This is a genomic window from Streptacidiphilus alkalitolerans (assembly GCF_042511045.1).
Lineage (GTDB): Bacteria > Actinomycetota > Actinomycetes > Streptomycetales > Streptomycetaceae > Streptacidiphilus > Streptacidiphilus alkalitolerans.
This window is the reverse complement of sequence record NZ_JBHEZX010000016.1, coordinates 106,090-122,422: the sequence shown is the minus strand read 5'-3', so window position 1 is coordinate 122,422 and position 16,333 is coordinate 106,090. Positions and strand designations below refer to the sequence as shown.

General features: G+C 71.3%; 19 protein-coding genes and 1 tRNA gene. 6 read left to right on the top strand and 14 right to left on the bottom strand.

Annotated elements, in window-relative coordinates:
* Window positions 1-84: 84 nt before the first annotated feature.
* Window positions 85-1,629: a carbohydrate binding domain-containing protein gene (locus tag ACEZDG_RS29525; protein WP_380515220.1), complete on the bottom strand. Its 1,545-nt coding sequence runs from the start codon at window positions 1,627-1,629 to the stop codon at window positions 85-87.
* Between the two features lie 323 nt (window positions 1,630-1,952).
* Here ACEZDG_RS29525 and ACEZDG_RS29520 point away from each other — a divergent pair.
* Window positions 1,953-2,037 (top strand) — tRNA-Leu (locus tag ACEZDG_RS29520).
* Window positions 2,038-2,101: 64 nt separating this feature from the next.
* On the opposite strand, the gene rdgB is transcribed toward ACEZDG_RS29520, so the two are convergent.
* The 3 genes from rdgB to ACEZDG_RS29505 form a co-directional block, all read right to left on the bottom strand.
* Entirely contained in the window at window positions 2,102-2,728 is a 627-nt protein-coding gene (gene rdgB / locus ACEZDG_RS29515; RefSeq protein ID WP_380515217.1) for an RdgB/HAM1 family non-canonical purine NTP pyrophosphatase, read from the bottom strand.
* Window positions 2,729-2,733: 5 nt separating this feature from the next.
* Window positions 2,734-3,459 (bottom strand): ribonuclease PH, encoded by a 726-nt coding sequence (gene rph, locus ACEZDG_RS29510; RefSeq protein WP_380515214.1) that lies wholly within the window; start codon window positions 3,457-3,459, stop codon window positions 2,734-2,736.
* Window positions 3,460-3,596: 137 nt separating this feature from the next.
* Window positions 3,597-3,833, bottom strand: a complete 237-nt coding sequence (locus ACEZDG_RS29505) for a glucose PTS transporter subunit EIIB (protein ID WP_380515211.1) — start codon at window positions 3,831-3,833, stop codon at window positions 3,597-3,599.
* 286 nt (window positions 3,834-4,119) lie between these two features.
* On the opposite strand from ACEZDG_RS29505, the gene ACEZDG_RS29500 reads away from it, so the two are divergent.
* Window positions 4,120-5,415 carry a PTS transporter subunit EIIC gene (locus ACEZDG_RS29500; RefSeq protein ID WP_380515209.1) on the top strand — a complete coding sequence of 432 codons (1,296 nt, stop codon included), beginning with the start codon at window positions 4,120-4,122 and terminating at the stop codon, window positions 5,413-5,415.
* Between the two features lie 12 nt (window positions 5,416-5,427).
* On the opposite strand, the gene ACEZDG_RS29495 is transcribed toward ACEZDG_RS29500, so the two are convergent.
* Window positions 5,428-6,174, bottom strand: coding sequence for an MBL fold metallo-hydrolase (locus ACEZDG_RS29495; protein WP_380515207.1), 747 nt, complete (start codon window positions 6,172-6,174; stop codon window positions 5,428-5,430).
* A gap of 433 nt (window positions 6,175-6,607) precedes the next feature.
* Here ACEZDG_RS29495 and ACEZDG_RS29490 point away from each other — a divergent pair, with 433 nt between their 5' ends.
* The gene (locus tag ACEZDG_RS29490; protein ID WP_380515205.1) at window positions 6,608-7,594 is read left to right on the top strand and encodes a hypothetical protein; all 987 of its coding nucleotides are present in this window, start codon (window positions 6,608-6,610) and stop codon (window positions 7,592-7,594) included.
* Here ACEZDG_RS29490 and ACEZDG_RS29485 read toward each other — a convergent pair.
* The 7 genes from ACEZDG_RS29485 to clpS all read right to left on the bottom strand — a co-directional run bounded on the left by ACEZDG_RS29485 (window position 7,591) and on the right by clpS (window position 11,024).
* The gene (locus ACEZDG_RS29485; RefSeq protein ID WP_380515202.1) at window positions 7,591-7,791 is read right to left on the bottom strand and encodes a MarR family transcriptional regulator; all 201 of its coding nucleotides are present in this window, start codon (window positions 7,789-7,791) and stop codon (window positions 7,591-7,593) included. The genes ACEZDG_RS29490 and ACEZDG_RS29485 overlap by 4 nt on opposite strands.
* 192 nt (window positions 7,792-7,983) lie before the next feature.
* Window positions 7,984-8,952 carry a PLP-dependent cysteine synthase family protein gene (locus tag ACEZDG_RS29480; RefSeq protein ID WP_380515201.1) on the bottom strand — a complete coding sequence of 323 codons (969 nt, stop codon included), beginning with the start codon at window positions 8,950-8,952 and terminating at the stop codon, window positions 7,984-7,986.
* Entirely contained in the window at window positions 8,952-9,230 is a 279-nt protein-coding gene (locus ACEZDG_RS29475) for a MoaD/ThiS family protein (protein WP_380515198.1), read from the bottom strand. The genes ACEZDG_RS29480 and ACEZDG_RS29475 overlap by 1 nt, the downstream gene beginning before the upstream one ends.
* 118 nt (window positions 9,231-9,348) lie before the next feature.
* Window positions 9,349-9,453, bottom strand: coding sequence for a putative leader peptide (locus ACEZDG_RS29470; protein WP_380515195.1), 105 nt, complete (start codon window positions 9,451-9,453; stop codon window positions 9,349-9,351).
* Between the two features lie 144 nt (window positions 9,454-9,597).
* Window positions 9,598-10,026, bottom strand: a complete 429-nt coding sequence (locus tag ACEZDG_RS29465; RefSeq protein ID WP_380515193.1) for a Mov34/MPN/PAD-1 family protein — start codon at window positions 10,024-10,026, stop codon at window positions 9,598-9,600.
* A gap of 47 nt (window positions 10,027-10,073) precedes the next feature.
* Complete coding sequence (locus ACEZDG_RS29460) at window positions 10,074-10,652, bottom strand: DUF2017 domain-containing protein (RefSeq protein WP_380515190.1); 579 nt, start codon at window positions 10,650-10,652, stop codon at window positions 10,074-10,076.
* Between the two features lie 69 nt (window positions 10,653-10,721).
* Window positions 10,722-11,024: an ATP-dependent Clp protease adapter ClpS gene (gene clpS, locus ACEZDG_RS29455; protein WP_380515187.1), complete on the bottom strand. Its 303-nt coding sequence runs from the start codon at window positions 11,022-11,024 to the stop codon at window positions 10,722-10,724.
* Between the two features lie 161 nt (window positions 11,025-11,185).
* On the opposite strand from clpS, the gene ACEZDG_RS29450 reads away from it, so the two are divergent.
* From ACEZDG_RS29450 to ACEZDG_RS29440, 3 genes are all read left to right on the top strand, one after another.
* A complete protein-coding gene (locus ACEZDG_RS29450) occupies window positions 11,186-12,535 on the top strand; it encodes a nicotinate phosphoribosyltransferase (protein ID WP_380515184.1) in 1,350 nt (449 codons plus the stop codon).
* A 137-nt stretch (window positions 12,536-12,672) separates the two neighbouring features.
* Complete coding sequence (locus tag ACEZDG_RS29445) at window positions 12,673-13,266, top strand: isochorismatase family protein (RefSeq protein ID WP_380515181.1); 594 nt, start codon at window positions 12,673-12,675, stop codon at window positions 13,264-13,266.
* A gap of 329 nt (window positions 13,267-13,595) precedes the next feature.
* A complete protein-coding gene (locus ACEZDG_RS29440) occupies window positions 13,596-13,877 on the top strand; it encodes a hypothetical protein (RefSeq protein ID WP_380515178.1) in 282 nt (93 codons plus the stop codon).
* A gap of 99 nt (window positions 13,878-13,976) precedes the next feature.
* On the opposite strand, the gene ACEZDG_RS29435 is transcribed toward ACEZDG_RS29440, so the two are convergent.
* Both ACEZDG_RS29435 and ACEZDG_RS29430 read right to left on the bottom strand, forming a co-directional pair.
* On the bottom strand, window positions 13,977-14,582 hold the full coding sequence (locus ACEZDG_RS29435; protein WP_380515175.1) for an RDD family protein: 606 nt from the start codon (window positions 14,580-14,582) through the stop codon (window positions 13,977-13,979).
* A 71-nt stretch (window positions 14,583-14,653) separates the two neighbouring features.
* Window positions 14,654-15,625 (bottom strand): RDD family protein, encoded by a 972-nt coding sequence (locus ACEZDG_RS29430; protein ID WP_380515378.1) that lies wholly within the window; start codon window positions 15,623-15,625, stop codon window positions 14,654-14,656.
* Between the last annotated feature and the right edge of the window lie 708 nt (window positions 15,626-16,333).

The following is a 16,333-nucleotide window of genomic DNA, read 5'->3' as shown; positions in this document are numbered from 1 at the left end:
CGCGCCGGGGGTGTGAGCACGACATGCGGCCGAAGCCGTGGGGGTGCATGACGCGACCCGACGCGGGTGGACAGTGGGGGTCGTTCAGCCGTTGAACTGAGTGATGATCTTCGTGAAGTCGTAGGGGTTCTGCGTGACGCTGCTGCAGGTCCCGTCGGCCCAGTTGTGGACCACGCTCGGGTCGCAGGCGCGGTCGCGGTTGACGGCCCAGTAGGAGAAGGCCGCCGCGTGGTTCGACTTCACAAAGGCGAGCAGGTCGTTGAAGGTGGACTGGGTGAACAGCTCGCTGCCCTGGTCGGTGTGACCGTTCATCAGCTGCACGCTCAGGTGCGCCCAGGACGTCGCGGCGTCCCAGCCGTAGAGCTTCTCCAGCTGTGCCACCACCGCGTTGGCGACGCCCTCGGCGGCGGCGGTCTCCGTCCCGGCGGTGAGGCCGAAGTCGAAGTCCATGATGTTCACCCGGTCGATCCTGGCGCCGTTGTTGATCGCCTGCTGGATCTCGTCCCGGCCGGTGTCGGGCAGGCCGACCGTGGTCATCGGGATGGTGACGGTGACCTTCAGGTTGGGGTTGGCCGCCTCCAACTGCTTGATGGCGCCCCAGCGGACCGCCATGTTGGCGTCCAGGCTGCCGTTCTCCCAGTCCAGGTCGATCCGGGTGAGCCGGTACTTGTCGATCACCTTCTGGTAGGCGGCGGCCAGCGCGCTGGAGCTGCCGCAGGTGGTCCCCAGCTCGGTGCCGTTGTAGCCGCCGAAGGAGACCGCGACGTCGCCGCCGGCCGCGCGGGCCGCGTTCACGTCCGCCAGCACGGCGGTGTCCGCCGCGACGGTGGTCGAGGCGTTGCCGCCCCAGGCGGGGGTGCAGCCGCCGGAGTCCAGCACGAAGGCGAAGAGGAACTCGTTCTCACCGGATCCCGCGATGATGTCGGAGATCGACTGCGGCGAGTTGTCCAGCGGCATCATGTAGACCGGGTGCCGGAAGCCGGTGTCCGCGGGCGGAGGGGTCGCCGTCGCGGTGGGGGTGGGCGTCGCCGTCGCGGTGGGGGTGGGCGTCGCGGTGGGGCTGGTGCTGGAGCTGGGAGTGGTGCTCGGGGTCGGGGTCGGGCTGGAGGTGGCCCCGCCGCCGGCCGGGCCGACCAGGGACAGGTCGTCGGCCGTGAAGGCCGGCTGCCCGTACCACCCGTGCACGTACACCTGCACCGAGGTGGTGGTCGCCCCGGTGGTGAAGCTGGTCGACAGCGTCTGCCACGTCGTGGCGCTGGGAGTCCAGTTGCTCGCGGTGACGCCGGTGCCGGTGGCGCCGAGGTAGACGTAGCTGCCCTCGACCTTCCCGGTCAGCGTGTAGGTCGAGTTGGGGGCGACGGACACGGTCTGCGCGCACTGCGCGAAGTCCGATCCGACCGGGGTCCCGGACAGCGCGTACGAACCCGAGGAGACGGGGCTGGTGACCACCTTGTCGGCGGTCGAACAGCTCCAGCTGCCCAGGTTGCCGCTCTCGAACCCGGGGTTGGCCAGCAGCTGGGTGGTACTCGCCTGCGCCGACCCTCCGGTCGCCAGCAGCGCACCGGCTCCGAGCAGCGCGCCGCAACACGCCCCGACCAGTACTCGTCTCGCCCCGCTGTGTGTGGGCATGCTCTGCATCTTCTGCCTCCGCAACAACAACATCCGTCACTGACCCTGCGGAACCGCTACGGCAGGCTGATCCGGAGCCCCCACACGACTCCCCGGTAACCACCGCTTGTTGATGCATAAATTGGCCTGGACCAACCCCGTCCGTCAAGACCCTCTTTGGCAGTCAGTCACTTAAGTTTCCTTAAGGTTCACAGGAAGGCCAGCTCAGAGCCGCGAATCGTAAAGTGGCCTAGTCCTATTGGTCTCAACCACAACGCGCACCCCCAACACCGCAAAAGCCACAGGACTCCGCCGGACGGCACCGGGTACGATGGCTGCTGCAAGCGGCCGTGGCGCAACGGCGACGCGAACGGTTTAGGTCCGTTTGTCCGAAAGGACATGAGGGTTCGAATCCCTTCGGCCGCACCAGCCCGCACACGCAGCAGGCCCGCTCCGGAGAAACGGAGCGGGCCTGCTGCGTGTGCGGATGCGGTCAGCCGAGCAGTTCGCGGACGGCCGGGACCAGCCCTCGGAAGGCCTGGCCGCGGTGGCTGATGGCGTTCTTCTGCTGGGGCGTCAGCTCCGCGCAGGTGATCTCGTAGCCCTCGGGCTGCAGGATCGGGTCGTAGCCGAAGCCGTTGCTGCCGACCGGCTGGTAACGGAGCGTGCCGAGGAGCCGGCCGGTGACCACCCGCTCCGTCCCGTCCGGGAGGGCCAGTGCCGCCGCGCAGGCGAAGTGCGCCCCCCGGTTCGGCGGGGCGATGTCGCCGATCTGGGCGAGCAGCAGGTCCAGGTTCGCCTTGTCGTCGCCGTGGACGCCGGCCCAGCGCGCGGAGAAGATCCCCGGTGCGCCGCCGAGCACGTCCACGCACAGCCCGGAGTCGTCCGCGACCGCGGGGAACCCGGTGGCCCGGGCCAGGGCATGGGCCTTCAGCAGGGCGTTCTCCGCGAAGGTGATACCGGTCTCGGCCACGTCCGGGATCTCCGGGTACGCGTCGGCGCCGACCAGTTCGACGCCGAGTCCGGCCTCGCCCAGGATCTCCCGCAGCTCGACCACCTTGCCGACGTTGCGGGTGGCCAGGATCAGTTTCTGCGCCTTCTGCGCCTTCTGCGCTGCCATCCCGCTCACCCCTCCAGGACCTTGCGCTGGATCTCGTCCAGCTCGGCGCACGCCAGCTGACCGAGGTCGAGCAGCTGGTTCAGCAGGTCGCGGTCGAAGGGCGCGCCCTCCGCCGTGCCCTGCACCTCGACGAACCTGCCGTCACCGGTGCAGACGATGTTCATGTCCGTCTCGGCCCGGACGTCCTCCTCGTAGCAGAGGTCGGTCATCGGCAGGCCGCCCACGATGCCGACGCTCACCGCGCTCACCGCGCCGACGATCGGGTCGGCCTTGGCCCGGGTGATCTTCTTCGCCTGGGCCCAGCGCACCGCGTCCACCAGCGCCACGTACGCGCCGGTGATCGCCGCCGTGCGGGTGCCGCCGTCGGCCTGGAGCACGTCGCAGTCGATGGCGATGGTGTTCTCGGCCAGTGCCCGGGTGTCGACCACGCCGCGCAGCGAACGGCCGATCAGCCGGCTGATCTCATGGGTGCGTCCACCGATCTTGCCGCGCACGGACTCGCGGTCGTTCCTGGTGTTGGTGGCGCGCGGCAGCATCGAGTACTCGCCGGTCACCCACCCCTCGCCGCTGCCCCGGCGCCAGCGCGGCACACCCTCCGTGACGCTCGCGGTGCAGAGCACCTTGGTGTCCCCGAACGAGACAAGTACCGAACCCTCGGCGTGCTTGCTCCAGCCCCGTTCGATGGTGATGGGGCGGAGCTGGTCGAGGCTGCGGCCGTCGTTGCGTGTCATGCTTCCGACCCTATCCGCCGAACGGGTCCCCCCGCACACGCCGACGGCCCGCGCCCCCGGCGACCGGTCGTGCGGTCGTCCGGACGGCGCGGGCCGTCGACCTTGCCCCTCGCGAGGGCGGTCCTGGTGACGGAGCGTTACTCCATCATGTCCTCGATGTCGGCGGCGATGGGGTCGGCGTCGGTGCCGATCACCACCTGGATCGCCGTGCCCATCTTGACGACGCCGTGCGCGCCCGCGGCCTTGAGCGCCGCCTCGTCGATCAGGGAGGGGTCCTTCACCTCGGTACGCAGCCGGGTGATGCAGCCCTCGACCTCTTCGATGTTCGAGATGCCACCGAGCCCCGCGACGATCTTCTCAGCCTTCGTGGCCATGAGTCTTTCTCCTGTTCTCGGCCCTGCTCGCCGTATGCGTCGGTCCGTCGGGCGCGCTCCGGCACGGAACGCCCTTTTGGTCCGCAATCACACGGTAACTCACGGTTGGCCCAACTTCGCGCGCGAAGATCACTCCGCGCGACGAGGATGACCACAGGGGTCACGACCCCTGTTCCGGGCGAGCTCGCGCACAACTGGTCTACACCAATTTTCGGGACGGGCCAAACCGGCGTCGGGGGCGACCCCGGCCTGCCCGTACGCACAGCAAGCCCGACGAGGAGAACGCATGAGCTCGCCGAATGCCGCCGTTCCATCGGCGCCATGGTGGCAAGGCCTGGTCAGCGGACTGCAGAAGATGGGACGCAGCCTCCAGCTCCCCATCGCGGTCCTGCCGGCCGCAGGCATCCTGAACCGGCTGGGCCAGGACGACATCCACACCAGCTGGGGCTTCCCCACCAACCTGGTCAAGGTCTTCGGCGGCGCGGGCGGCGCCCTGCTGGACGGCTCGCTCGGCCTCCCGCTGCTGTTCGCCGTCGGCGTCGCGATCGGCATGGCGAAGAAGGCTGACGGATCGACAGCCCTCGCCGCGGTGGCCGGGTTCCTGGTCTACTTCAACATCCTCAAGGCCTTCGCCAAGTGCACCTCCCCCGCCGTGCTCAACTCCGGCGTCTGCGTCACCGGGCCCAAGGCCGGGCCCTTCACCTCCGTCGCCGCCGCGACGATCCAGAACCCGGGGGTCTTCGGCGGCATCGTGATCGGGCTGCTGACCGCCTTCTTCTGGCAGCGCTACCACCGGGTGAAGCTGGTGGACTGGCTCGGCTTCTTCAACGGCCGCCGCCTGGTTCCGATCATCATGTCCGGCGTCGCCCTGGTCTTCGCGGTGCTGTGCCTCTGGATCTGGCCGCCGATCGGGCGCGGGCTGGACTCCTTCGCCAACAGCATCACCGACCTGGGGGCCACCGGCTCCGGCATCTTCGGTGTGGCCAACCGCGCGCTGCTGGTGGTCGGCCTGCACCAGTTCCTGAACGTCTTCTTCTGGTTCCAGTTCGGCAACTACACCAAGCCGGACGGCACCGTGGTGCACGGTGACATCAACCGCTTCCTGGCGGGCGACCCGACCGCGGGCCAGTTCACTTCGGGCTTCTTCCCGATCATGATGTTCGCCCTGCCGGCCGCCGCCATCGCCATCGCCCACTGCGCCAAGCCGCACCGCCGCAAGGAGGTGATGGGCCTGATGATCTCGGTCGGGCTGACCTCCTTCGTCACCGGCGTGACCGAGCCGATCGAGTACTCCTTCCTCTACATTGCCCCGGTGCTCTACGTCATCCACGCCGTCCTCACCGGTGTGTCCATGGCGGTGACCTGGGGACTGGGCGTGCACGACGGCTTCAGCTTCTCGGCCGGCCTGATCGACTACGGCATCAACTGGAGCCTGGCCACCAAACCATGGCTGATCATCCCGATCGGCCTGGTCTTCGCGGCGATCTACTACACGGTGTTCCGCTTCGTGATCACCAAGTTCAACCTGAAGACCCCGGGCCGGGAGGACGACGACCAGTTGGAGGAGGACAACATCAAGTAGTCGGACACGTCGTCAGAACGAGTAGACGTCCCCGGGCCGGGCCAGCCCCACCGGGCCGCCGTACGCCGCAACCGCGTCCGCGCGGTTGCGTTCGGCGTCCGTCCACGGCGGGATGTGGGTGAGCACCAGGCGGCCGACGCCGGCCTCGGCCGCGTGCTCCCCCGCCTCCCGGCCATTGAGGTGCAGGTCCGGGATGTCCTCCTTGCCGTCGGTGAACGCGGCCTCGCTGAGCAGCAGGTCGGCCCCGCGGGCCAGCTCGACCAGTTCCGCGCAGGGGCCGGTGTCGCCGCTGTAGACGAAGGCGCTGCCGCCCTGCTCCACCCGGAAGGCGTACGCCTCGACCGGATGGGCGACCCGGACCGCGGTGACGCTGAACGGGCCGACCGAGAAGGTGCTGTCGCGCAGCGTCCGGAAGTCGAAGACCTCCTTCATGCCGGGGTGCTCGTCCATGTCGTAGGCCCGGGCCAGCCGCTCGGGCGTGCCGTGCGGTCCGTACACGGCGAGCGGGTCGGGGCAGCCGCCGACCCGGTAGTTCCGGGCGACGTAGTAGGCGCACATGTCGATGCAGTGGTCGGCGTGCAGATGGCTCAGCAGGATCGCGTCGACCTCGTAGAGCCCGCAGTAGCGCTGCAGCGCGCCGAGCGCGCCGTTGCCGAGGTCGATGACCAGCCGGAAGCCGTCCGCCTCGACCAGGTAGCAGGAGCAGGGCGAGTCGGCTGACGGGAAGCTACCCGAGCTTCCCACCACGGTCAGTTCCATCCCGCTTCCTCCGCCGGTTCGTACCTGGTTCCTGGTGCTGGGTCCGGCAGAGCTGTGCGCTGCCCGTTGAAAGTCGAGGGTAAGGCGACGCCAAGCCTTCGCTGCTGTCCGCGGGGCCGGTTGTGGTCGAAGTCACCGGGAAGTGTCACCCTGCCCGCGCACTCGGCCACCCGAACGGGTGAAACGCCTGTGCGGGCGTTCGTACGGCGTGCGCCCTGGCGGATGCGCCGACCCGGGGCCGGCCCTCCCGGAGAGGCCCTGTCGGTGCGGCCGGTAGCCGCCTATGGTGATGATGGGTGGAGGTAGGCCGCCCGGCAGCGGTACGGGTTGACGATCGATCAGCAGGCAGCCCGGCCGCTGAAGCTGTTGGAACCGTCGTAGCCGTCGTTGCGCGCTGCCCCAGGGGGCGACGCCTCCGCAGGAAGGCCGGTCCATGAGTTCTGCGCACTCGCCGTACTCCTCCTCCGCTCGGCCCGGCCGGCTCGGGCCGCACCCGTCCACCCGCAAGGTCAGACCGCGGGTGGTGTTCGATCCGGGGCTGCCGCCCGCGGCCCGGCAGCTGGTAAGGGCCCGGGAGGCGCAGGGGGCGCCCAGCCGGCGCGGCATGGAGGAGGGCTGGCTGGGGTCGCTGGCCGGGGCGGTGCTCGGCAGCCTGGTCATCGTCTTCGGCTGCACCGTGGTCGCCGAGAGCATGTTCGGCCACTGGTTCTTCGTGGTCGCCGGTTCGATGGCGGCGCTGATCTGCGGCTGCTTCCTGATCTCCTTCACCGCCGGCTACCTCTGGGACCGCCGTCCCCGGCTGGGCGAGGGCCGGCGGCAGCGGACCCTGGCCGACGCCGAGGGCCACTACATCCTGCCCGGCCAGCTCCGGCCGGAGGCCCAGCCGCTGGTCGCCCGGGCCCAGGCGGCGGCCGACACGGTGCTGCGGTCCAAGGCCCACCGCAACGACCTGCTGGACCGCCGCCGCAACGCGCTGTCGCTGCCCGAGCAGGTCTGGAGCGTCGCCGAGAACCTGCTCCGCTACAGCGCGCTGGCCGAGCGGCTCCCGGCCGTCCCGGCGGGCAGCGGGCCCGCGGAGGTGGTCGCCAAGCGCCGGGCGGCCCTGGAGATCGCCCTGCGCGGCATCGACCAGCGGGTGCAGCGGCTGGAGCGGTACGCCGCGAAGGTGGTCCGGCTGGACGCGGTGTTCGCCGAGCTGGCCGAGATGGAACGGCTCGAGGCCGACAGCGAGGAACTGCGCGACCTGCTGGCCCGGGTCGCCGCCGGCAACGAGCTGGACCCCGAGCTGGAGCGGATGACCGACGAGGCGAAGGTGACCATGGACGCCTACGAGTCGGCGCTGGTCGAGGCGAGGGACGCGGCCCGCGGCGCGCTCCTCGGCCCCGACGCCGCGGGCGCGGGCGCGGGCGCGGACGCCTAGCGGTCCCGGCTGTGCGGGCGGCGGGCGCTCCAGGCCCGGATCGTGTCGGCGTACCAGCGCGGCTGGCCGAGCACGGTGACGACATCGGGGTCGGGCAGCATGCCGTGGCGGCGGTAGGACTTCACCGTCTCCGGTTTGACGCCGATATGGGCGGCGATCTCGGTGTAGGACCAGAGCTCTCCGTTGCGGGGACTCATCGTGGTGCCTCCTCCGGCTCGGGCTGCGCTCTCTAGCAGCAAGGGCAACCTTTTCCGGCCCAACGAGGAACCTGACCGTTGATCGTTCTCTGTCGTCGTCCTGTGACAGTTTCGGATCAGGAAACAGATAAATAAACAGCCCCCACCCGAGTCACAAGGGTGGGGGCCGCTGTGCGCAGGGGCGGACGGAACTCAGGCCCAGAGCTGGCCCTGGAGCAGCTCGACCGCCTCTTCCGTGCTGGCCGCGGTGTAGATGCCGGTGGACAGGTACTTCCAGCCGCCGTCGGCGACCACGAAGACGATGTCCGCGCTCTCCCCTGCCTTCACCGCCTTGCGGCCGATGCCGAGGGCGGCGTGCAGCACCGCGCCGGTGGAGACGCCCGCGAAGATGCCCTCCTGCTGGAGCAGGTCGCGGGTGCCGCGCACGGCGTCGGCGGAGCCGACCGAGAAGCGGGTGGTGAGCACCGAGGCGTCGTACAGCTCCGGGACGAAGCCCTCGTCCAGGTTGCGCAGCCCGTAGACCAGGTCGTCGTAGCGCGGCTCGGCAGCCACGATGGTGACGCCGGGGACCTTCTCGCGCAGGTAGCGGCCGACGCCCATCAGCGTGCCGGTGGTGCCGAGGCCGGCCACGAAGTGGGTGATGCCGGGCAGGTCGGCCAGGATCTCCGGGCCGGTGGTGGCGTAGTGCGCGCCGGCGTTGCCGGGGTTGCCGTACTGGTAGAGCATCACCCAGTCGGGGTGCTCGGCGGCGAGCTCCTTGGCGACCCTGACCGCGGTGTTGGAGCCGCCCGCCGCCGGGGACGGGATGACCTCGGCGCCCCACATCCGGAGCAGCTCGCGGCGCTCCTCGCTGGTGTTCTCCGGCATCACGCAGACCATCCGGTAGCCCTTGAGCTTGGCCGCCATGGCCAGCGAGATACCGGTGTTGCCGCTGGTGGGTTCGAGCACGGTGCAGCCGGGGGTGAGCCGGCCGTCCGCCTCGGCGAGCTCGATCATGTGCAGCGCGGGGCGGTCCTTGATCGAGCCGGTGGGGTTGCGGTCCTCCAGCTTGGCCCAGAGGCGTACGACACCCTCCTCGTTGCCGGGAATGCCCGCCGACAGGCGTGGCAGGCCGACGAGAGGGGTGTTGCCGACGGCGTCGAGGGAGGTGTCGTACTTCATCAGACGGAACCGCCGGCCACCGCGGGGAGGATGGTGACCTTGTCGTTCTCGCCGAGGGCGGTGTTGATGCCGTCGAGGAAGCGGACGTCCTCGTCGTTCAGGTAGACGTTGACGAAGCGGCGCAGCTCGCCGGCGTCGACCAGCCGGGCCCGGATGCCGGGGTGCCGGACGTCGAGGTCGTCGAAGAGCGCGCCCAGGGTGTCGCCGCTGCCTTCGACGTCCTTGGCACCGTCGGTGTAGGTACGGAGGATGGTGGGGATGCGGACCTCGATGGCCATGGCTGCGCTCCTGTGGAGTGGTGGGAGAAGAAGGCGGGGGCTGTCGGTCCCGCTCCGAGCAGGAGGAGCGGGCCGGCGGGTGGGGCTTGGAGGGGTGCGCGGGGCGGGTGCGCGGCGCTCAGCTGGGGCGACAGATCGCGCTGGCGAGGCGGCACAGGTCGACGTGCAGCCGCGCCACGAGGCGGAGGCCCGGGGCGGGAGTGCTCACATCGAGGGAACGCATGGGCTCATCGTATAGATTCCCGACCCCCGAAAGGGATGGGGGTCTCAGTCTGCGGATGGTCGCGTATCGGATTGTGGTATGTCATGAGCAGGGTAACGCCCGCGGGGCCCCGGGGCAGGGTCTCCGGGGCCGCCGCCGACGCGCTCAGCCGTCACCTTCGACCACCTGGACGTCTTCCTCTGTGATCTCACCGTCCACAATGCGGAATGAGCGGAACTGCACCGGACCCTCCTCGCTGCCGCTCTCCGCGGTGGAGACCAGCACGTAGTGGGCCCCGGGCTCGGAGGCGTAGGAGACGTCGGTACGGGACGGGTAGGCCTCGGTCGCGGTGTGCGAGTGGTAGACGATCACCGGCTCCTCGTCCCGGTCGTCCATCTCCCGGTAGAGCTTCAGCAGGTCGCCCGAGTCGAACTCGTAGAAGGTGGGCGACCTGGCGGCGTTCAGCATCGGGATGAAGCGCTCGGGGCGGCCGGTGCCGGCCGGTCCGGCGACCACGCCGCAGGCCTCGTCGGGGTGGTCGGCGCGGGCGTGGTCGACGATCGCGTCGTGCAGGGCTCGGGTGATGGTCAGCATGGCGCCAGGATATGAGCACCCGCCCGGGGGCCGTCAGTCGGCCGCCGTCAGCGGGTGATGGCCTCGATCAGCGTCTCCTGCAGCCCGCCGAGCCAGAGGTAGGCCATCATCAGCGGCTTCCGCGGGTCCTCGTCCGGCAGCCGGTAGAGGTCCTCGGCCGCCTCCGGGTCCTCGGTGACCTCCAGCCTGGTGCCCAGGGTGAGCCGCAGGTCGTTCAGCGCGCCCAGCCAGTGGGTGCAGCCGTCCCGGTCCAGCTTCAGCTCGGTCCGGCCCTTGCGGTCGCTGCCCGCGCCGTCGATGCCGCGGATCAGTGCCAGCGCGTCGCCGCGCTTGCGGCTGCGCAGGTCGTTCTCGGTGAAGCGGCGGAACTCGGCCGAGTGCTCCGCGGCGTCCTCGCCCTCGCCGTAGGCGTCGGGGAACAGCCGGGCCAGCGCCGGATCGTCCGGCGCCTTGCTCGGGCCCTCGGCGAACAGCCTGGCCAGCGGGTCGTCGTCCTCGGCCGGCTCGTCCTCCGGACCGAGGAGTTCCAGCATCTGGACAGCGAGGCTGCGCAGGATGGAGGCCTCGACCGGGTCGAGGGTGAGGGCGGCGCCACCGTGGCGGGCGGGTTTGAACAGTCCGGCCATGAGGAGGTCCGTGGCGCCTTTCGCAAGTCAGGAGTCAGTGGATCGGGAGTCGGAAGTGCTGAGCGTACGTCACTTGTCGTGCTGCAGCGTCGCCCACAGACCGTAGCCGTGCATCGCCTGGACGTCCCGCTCCATCTCCTCGCGGCTGCCGGTGGAGACCGATGCGCGGCCCTTCTGGTGCACGTCCATCATCAGCCGCTTCGCCTTCTCCTTGGGATAGCCGAAGTAGGACTGGAAGACGTACTCGACGTAGCTCATCAGGTTGACCGGGTCGTTGTGCACGATGGTCACCCAGGGAGTGTCGGGGGACACCTCCTCCAACGAGGACGTGTCCCACTCGGTGCGCTCGATCTCGACCGGCGCAACGCTCACGGTGTGGCTCCTGTTCGGGTTCGTCCGCGCGGGTCCTTCGATGGCCTCCGCGCCCCTTCCATGCTGCCATCCGTGTGATTCCAAAGCGATCCGGGGCCGACGCCGGGTCAACCGGCGCGAGAAATCGTCAAACTGACGAGATGTGCAGTAGCATCATCTCCATGGACGCCGCTCTTCTGTCTGCACCCGCGCGTACGGCCGACTCCGCCGCCGCCTCCACCGCGCTGCTCACCGACCGCTACGAGCTCACCATGCTCCAGGCGGCACTGCGCAGCGGGGCCGCCCGCCGCCGCTCGGTCTTCGAGGTCTTCACCCGCCGGCTGCCCGAGGGCCGCCGCTACGGCGTCACCGCCGGGACCGGCCGGGTGCTGGACGCGGTCGAGGCCTTCCGCTTCACCACCCCGCAGCTCGACTGGCTCTCCGACCAGCAGGTCGTCGACGAGCCCACCCTGGCCTGGCTCGCCGACTACCGCTTCGGCGGCGACATCCGCGGCTACGGCGAGGGCGAGTGCTACTTCCCCGGCTCGCCGGTGCTGGTGGTCGAGGGCAGCTTCGCCGAGGCGGTGATCCTGGAGACGCTGATCCTGTCGATCCTCAACTACGACTCGGCGATCGCCGCCGCCGCCTCCCGGATGTCCGCCGCCGCGGGCACCCGCCCGCTGATCGAGATGGGGGCGCGCAGGGCGCACGAGCAGGCCGCGGTCTCCGCCGCCCGCGCCGCCTACGTGGCCGGCTTCTCCGCCACCTCGGACCTGCAGGCCGGGTTCCAGTACGGCCTGCCCACCACCGGCACCAGCGCGCACGCCTTCACCCTGCTGCACGACAGCGAGCGGGACGCCTTCACCGCCCAGGTCGAGTCGATGGGACGGCGGACCACGCTGCTGATCGACACCTACGACCTGGCCGAGGCGGTCCGCACCGCGATCGAGGTGGCCGGACCCGAGCTGGGCGCGGTCCGGATCGACTCCGGCGACCTGCTGATGCTGGCCCACCGGGTCCGCCGCCAGCTGGACGACCTGGGCGCCGAGAAGACCAGGATCACCGTCACCAGCGACCTGGACGAGTACGCCATCGCCGCCCTCGGCACCGCCCCGGTGGACGGCTACGGGGTCGGCACCTCGCTGGTCACCGGCAGCGGGCAGCCCACCTGCTCGATGGTCTACAAGCTGGTCGCCCGCGCCTCCTCGGACGCCCCGGACGCCCCGCTGGTCCCGGTGGCGAAGCGTTCCGCCGGGGCGAAGTCCAGCCGGGGCGGTCGCAAGTGGGGCGCCCGGCGGCTGGACGCCGAGGGCGTGGCCGACGCCGAGGTGGTCGGCACCGGACCGGTCCCGGCCGAGCTCGCCGACCGGCAGCTGCAGATCCCGCTGGTGCGCGGCGGCGAGGTCGTCGGCCGCGAGCCGCTGGCGGCGGCGCGCGAGCGGCACATCCGCTCGCGCGAGCAACTGCCGATGTCCGCAACGCAGTTGTCCAAGGGTGACCCGGTCATCCCGACCGAGTACGTCACCGGGTAGCCTGCCGGGCGCCGGGTACGGAACGCAGACGGCGACGCCCTCCCCCTCGCGGGAACGGGCGGCGCTCCCTACTCTCGTTCCAACACCCTCACTTTCCCGCCGTCAGTCCCTCACAGGCAGCCGCTCCAAGGAGAGCCATGCACCGCGCACTGATCGTCGTCGACGTGCAGAACGACTTCTGCGAGGGCGGCAGCCTCGAAGTGGCCGGAGGGTCGGAGGTGGCCGCCTCCATCACCGACCTGGTGGCCGAGTCCACCGCCGGGTACGCCCATGTGGTGGCCACCCGCGACTGCCACATCGACCCCGGCAGCCACTTCTCCGCCACCCCCGACTACGCCACCAGCTGGCCGGTGCACTGCGTGGCCGGCACCGAGGGCGTCGGCTTCCACCCCAACTTCGCACCCACCGTCACCTCCGGCGCGATCGAGGCGGTGTTCGACAAGGGCGCCTACTCCGCCGCGTACAGCGGATTCGAGGGGACGGACGAGAACGGCATGACCCTGGCGGCCTGGCTGCACGACCGCGGGGTGACCGAGGTGGACGTGGTCGGCATCGCCACCGACCACTGCGTCCGGGCCACCGCGCTGGACGCCGCCAAGGAGGGGTTCACCACCCGGGTGCTGCTCGACCTCACGGCGGGTGTGGGCAAGGAGTCGACCGAGACGGCGCTCAAGCAGCTCCAGGACGCCGGGGTCACCCTGACCGGAACGCCGGTCGTGCTCGGCCACTAGCCGGCAACTTGCGTGCACAGGTGGGCCATTGATGTCCAGGGGGCGCATGGGGCGCTTTCCGCGCGCTTGTGGCATGTGCCAGGGAAACCTTCCCCCCGAAGGATGAGCCCGTGCGCCCCCCGTGCCCCGTCAACGAAGGTTAGGCTGGGGTCACTCGGTCCCGAGCCGGGTACAGGGCTGATGAAACCTGACGGAGACGCCGGGCGTTCGGACGCCGAGGACAGAGCAGCAACGAAGCTGAATCCGAACGCAGTACCGGAAGCAACGTCAGGCCCCCAGCGGAACCGACCCCCCGGCCCGCTCGCCCCGAAGCCAAGGACGGAACAGCCATGCCACGTCTGACCCCCGCCCAGATCTGCTATGGCACACTCGCGGTCGTATGCGCCACAGTCGCCCTGCTCGCCCTCTCCGGTGCCCACGGCCTGCTGGCCATCTCGCTGCTGGTGATGCTCGGGCTGACCCTCGGCACGATCGCCGCGGCGCTGGCGATCACTGCACCGGCCCGCCGCGACCCCGCCCCGTCCCGCAGCCGCCTCGTCGCCTCCGGCCGCCCGTCGCAGGACGCCCCGTCCGTCGAGTCGATCCCGGCCCGGGAGAACGCCCGCAGGTAGCGCTACGGCGCGCGGCAGACGCAGGGCAGTGAAGGGGTCCACCCGGGTGCGGGGTCGGGCCCCTTCGGCCTGCCGGGGGTGTGGGCGGGTGCCGGGTCGTCAGTCGGCCTTGACCACCAGGGTTTTGGCTGCCTTGTCGTGCAGGCACTGGCGGTACGGCTTGTCCCAGGTGCACCAGAGGACGTTCAGCAGCGAGAACAGCAGCGGCAGGCAGAGGCTGGTCAGCGCGCCGGGCAGCCAGTAGACCGCCGACCGGATCCAGGCCGGGGCCCCGCCCGGGACCGAGCCGTCGGCCAGCACCGCGACCCGGAGCTTCATCACCCGCTTGCCCAGGGTCTGCCCTGCGGACCGGCTCAGCATCAGCCCCTCGTAGACGAAGCCCAGCACGCTGGCGACCAGCAGAGACACCGCCACGATGTAGACGTCGTCGATACTGCTGCCGAGGACGACGGCCGTGGCGAGCGCGGTGCCGATGACGATCATGAGCACCCAGTCGATGATCCTGGCGACCAGCCGCTCGCCCAGCCCGCCCAGCGGCGGCATGTCCGCGGGTGCGGGGGCTCCGGCACCGGCGGGGTTGTAGTACGGCAGGGGTGCGGGGGTGGGGTCGCCGTAGGGGGTGCCGTTGTACGGGTTCTTGGCGACCGGCGGATCGGCGTACGGATCCGTGTAGGGGTTCCCGCCGGGCGGCTCAGGTGTCGTCATAAAGGGAGTAGATCAGCCGATAAGGCGTCAGGCGGGTATCTGACACCCGCTCCGGGGCCAATCGGATGACATCATTTCGAGGGGCGGGCAGGGCCGACTGGGCGGGCGGGAGCGGCTGGGCGGGCGGGAGCGACGAAGGTGCGGCCGATCTTGTCGTGCCAGCACTGGCGCCAGGGGCGGTCCACCATGCACCAGACCAGGTCGAGCAGGCCCACCAGCGGCAGGAGCAGCAGCAGCTGGTACGACAGCCAGCGGGTCAGCGAGCGGCCGAAGCCGGGCTTCTGCTTGGACCGGCGGTCGAGGACCCGCAGTCCGAACAGCGCCTTGCCGAGCGTGCGCCCCCACAGCGCGGTCGGCAGCGCCTCGTAGAACAGCCCGACGACCAGGAGGCCGAGGGCGAGCTGCCCGAGCGCGGTGAGGGTCTGCGGGTCCACGAGCCAGACCTTGGTCTGGCCGGGGAGCAGCCGGGCCGAATCGACCTTCTCCTGGACGTGCGCCACCGCCTGCTGGATCACCGGTGCGCCCAGAGCGGCGACCGCCCCGACGACGACGGCCAGGTCCACCAGCCGCGCGGCGAGGCGGCGCCCCAGCACCGCCGGCCGGGGCCCGCGCCGGCCGGCAGCCCCAGCCCCCGACCGCACCCCCGGCTGCACGGACCCCCTCCCGGGGGCGGGGGCGGGGTTGGGGTTGGAAGCGGGGGCCCCTGCGGGCGCGGAGCCGCGCGCGGGCGCAGCCGCCCTGCCGGGGGCAGGGGCGGGGGCGGTGGTTGGCGCGGGCGCAACTCCCCTGCCGGAGGCGGGGGCTGGAATCTCGGCGGAGCCGGGAGCGGAGCCGGGCGCCACCCTGCCGGGGGCAGCGGCTTCGGCGGAGGGCGCGGGCACGGAGGTGCCGACCTGCGGTGGGCGGTGGTGCTGGCGTTGCTGCAGGGCCAGCGCCTCGGCCTGGGCCTGGGCTTGGGCCTCTGCTTCGACCTCGGCCTCGGCCAGGGCCAGCAGGTCGATCGGGCCGGGACGGTGCGGCGAGGAGGACGGTGCCGAAGTCACCGGAAGGGGTGACGGGGCGTCAGCCCCGGTCGCACCCCAGGAGACCCACCGCGGGGCCCGGCCGGTCTCCAGCAGTCCCCGCTGCTGCTCCACATCCGCCACCCATCGGCTACTGCCGCCACCACTGGCATCCTCCACCGCAGACCCCTGAGCAGACCCCGGCGCGGGTCCGGCCCCGGCCACCAGCACGGCCGACCCGTGCCGCCCGGACGGCAGCTCCCGCTCAGCCCGAACCTCCACGCCGGCTTGCGGCTCCACCGCGACCCGAGGCCCAGGAGCCTGCCCGACCTGCGCCGCCGACCCCGCCCAAGGGGCAACCTCGGTCCCGGGCTCCTGCCCGACCCGCTGCTCCACCCCGGCCCAGGGGGCTACCCCGGCCCCAGGGGCCTCCCCCGCCCGAGGCCCGGGACCCTGCCCGACCTGCGGCGCCGACCCGGCCCAAGGGGCCACCCCGGCTCCAGGCGCGCCCCCGCCCCACGGGGCCGGCTCGGCTTGGTGGGGGGGCTCGGCGGAGTGGGGGGCTTGTGCTCCGGCCGTGGGTTCGGGGAAGGGGCCCGTTTCGTCCAGGAAGATGGGGCCGGTCTGGTCGGGCTCCGCCTCGATCGGCGGCAGGAGCCGCTGCGGCACCGGTGGCGGGACGAAGCGGAGGGACGGCGCACTGCTCCGCGCAGCGGCCCGCGGCGGGGCCAGCTCCTCGCCCTCGGCGGG

Bases quoted from the DNA above. Each gene is read 5' to 3' on its own strand.
- ACEZDG_RS29525 (WP_380515220.1), bottom strand. From the start codon at position 1,629: ATGCCCACACACAGCGGGGCGAGACGAGTACTGGTCGGGGCGTGTTGC.
- ACEZDG_RS29460 (WP_380515190.1), bottom strand. From the start codon at position 10,652: ATGGCCGGACTGTTCAAACCCGCCCGCCACGGTGGCGCCGCCCTCACC.
- ACEZDG_RS29505 (WP_380515211.1), bottom strand. From the start codon at position 3,833: ATGGCCACGAAGGCTGAGAAGATCGTCGCGGGGCTCGGTGGCATCTCG.
- ACEZDG_RS29490 (WP_380515205.1), top strand. From the start codon at position 6,608: ATGAGTTCTGCGCACTCGCCGTACTCCTCCTCCGCTCGGCCCGGCCGG.
- ACEZDG_RS29485 (WP_380515202.1), bottom strand. From the start codon at position 7,791: ATGAGTCCCCGCAACGGAGAGCTCTGGTCCTACACCGAGATCGCCGCC.
- ACEZDG_RS29450 (WP_380515184.1), top strand. From the start codon at position 11,186: ATGGACGCCGCTCTTCTGTCTGCACCCGCGCGTACGGCCGACTCCGCC.
- ACEZDG_RS29495 (WP_380515207.1), bottom strand. From the start codon at position 6,174: ATGGAACTGACCGTGGTGGGAAGCTCGGGTAGCTTCCCGTCAGCCGAC.
- ACEZDG_RS29470 (WP_380515195.1), bottom strand. From the start codon at position 9,453: ATGCGTTCCCTCGATGTGAGCACTCCCGCCCCGGGCCTCCGCCTCGTG.
- ACEZDG_RS29440 (WP_380515178.1), top strand. From the start codon at position 13,596: ATGCCACGTCTGACCCCCGCCCAGATCTGCTATGGCACACTCGCGGTC.
- ACEZDG_RS29435 (WP_380515175.1), bottom strand. From the start codon at position 14,582: ATGACGACACCTGAGCCGCCCGGCGGGAACCCCTACACGGATCCGTAC.
- ACEZDG_RS29445 (WP_380515181.1), top strand. From the start codon at position 12,673: ATGCACCGCGCACTGATCGTCGTCGACGTGCAGAACGACTTCTGCGAG.
- ACEZDG_RS29500 (WP_380515209.1), top strand. From the start codon at position 4,120: ATGAGCTCGCCGAATGCCGCCGTTCCATCGGCGCCATGGTGGCAAGGC.
- ACEZDG_RS29475 (WP_380515198.1), bottom strand. From the start codon at position 9,230: ATGGCCATCGAGGTCCGCATCCCCACCATCCTCCGTACCTACACCGAC.
- ACEZDG_RS29480 (WP_380515201.1), bottom strand. From the start codon at position 8,952: ATGAAGTACGACACCTCCCTCGACGCCGTCGGCAACACCCCTCTCGTC.
- rph (WP_380515214.1), bottom strand. From the start codon at position 3,459: ATGACACGCAACGACGGCCGCAGCCTCGACCAGCTCCGCCCCATCACC.
- ACEZDG_RS29465 (WP_380515193.1), bottom strand. From the start codon at position 10,026: ATGCTGACCATCACCCGAGCCCTGCACGACGCGATCGTCGACCACGCC.
- rdgB (WP_380515217.1), bottom strand. From the start codon at position 2,728: ATGGCAGCGCAGAAGGCGCAGAAGGCGCAGAAACTGATCCTGGCCACC.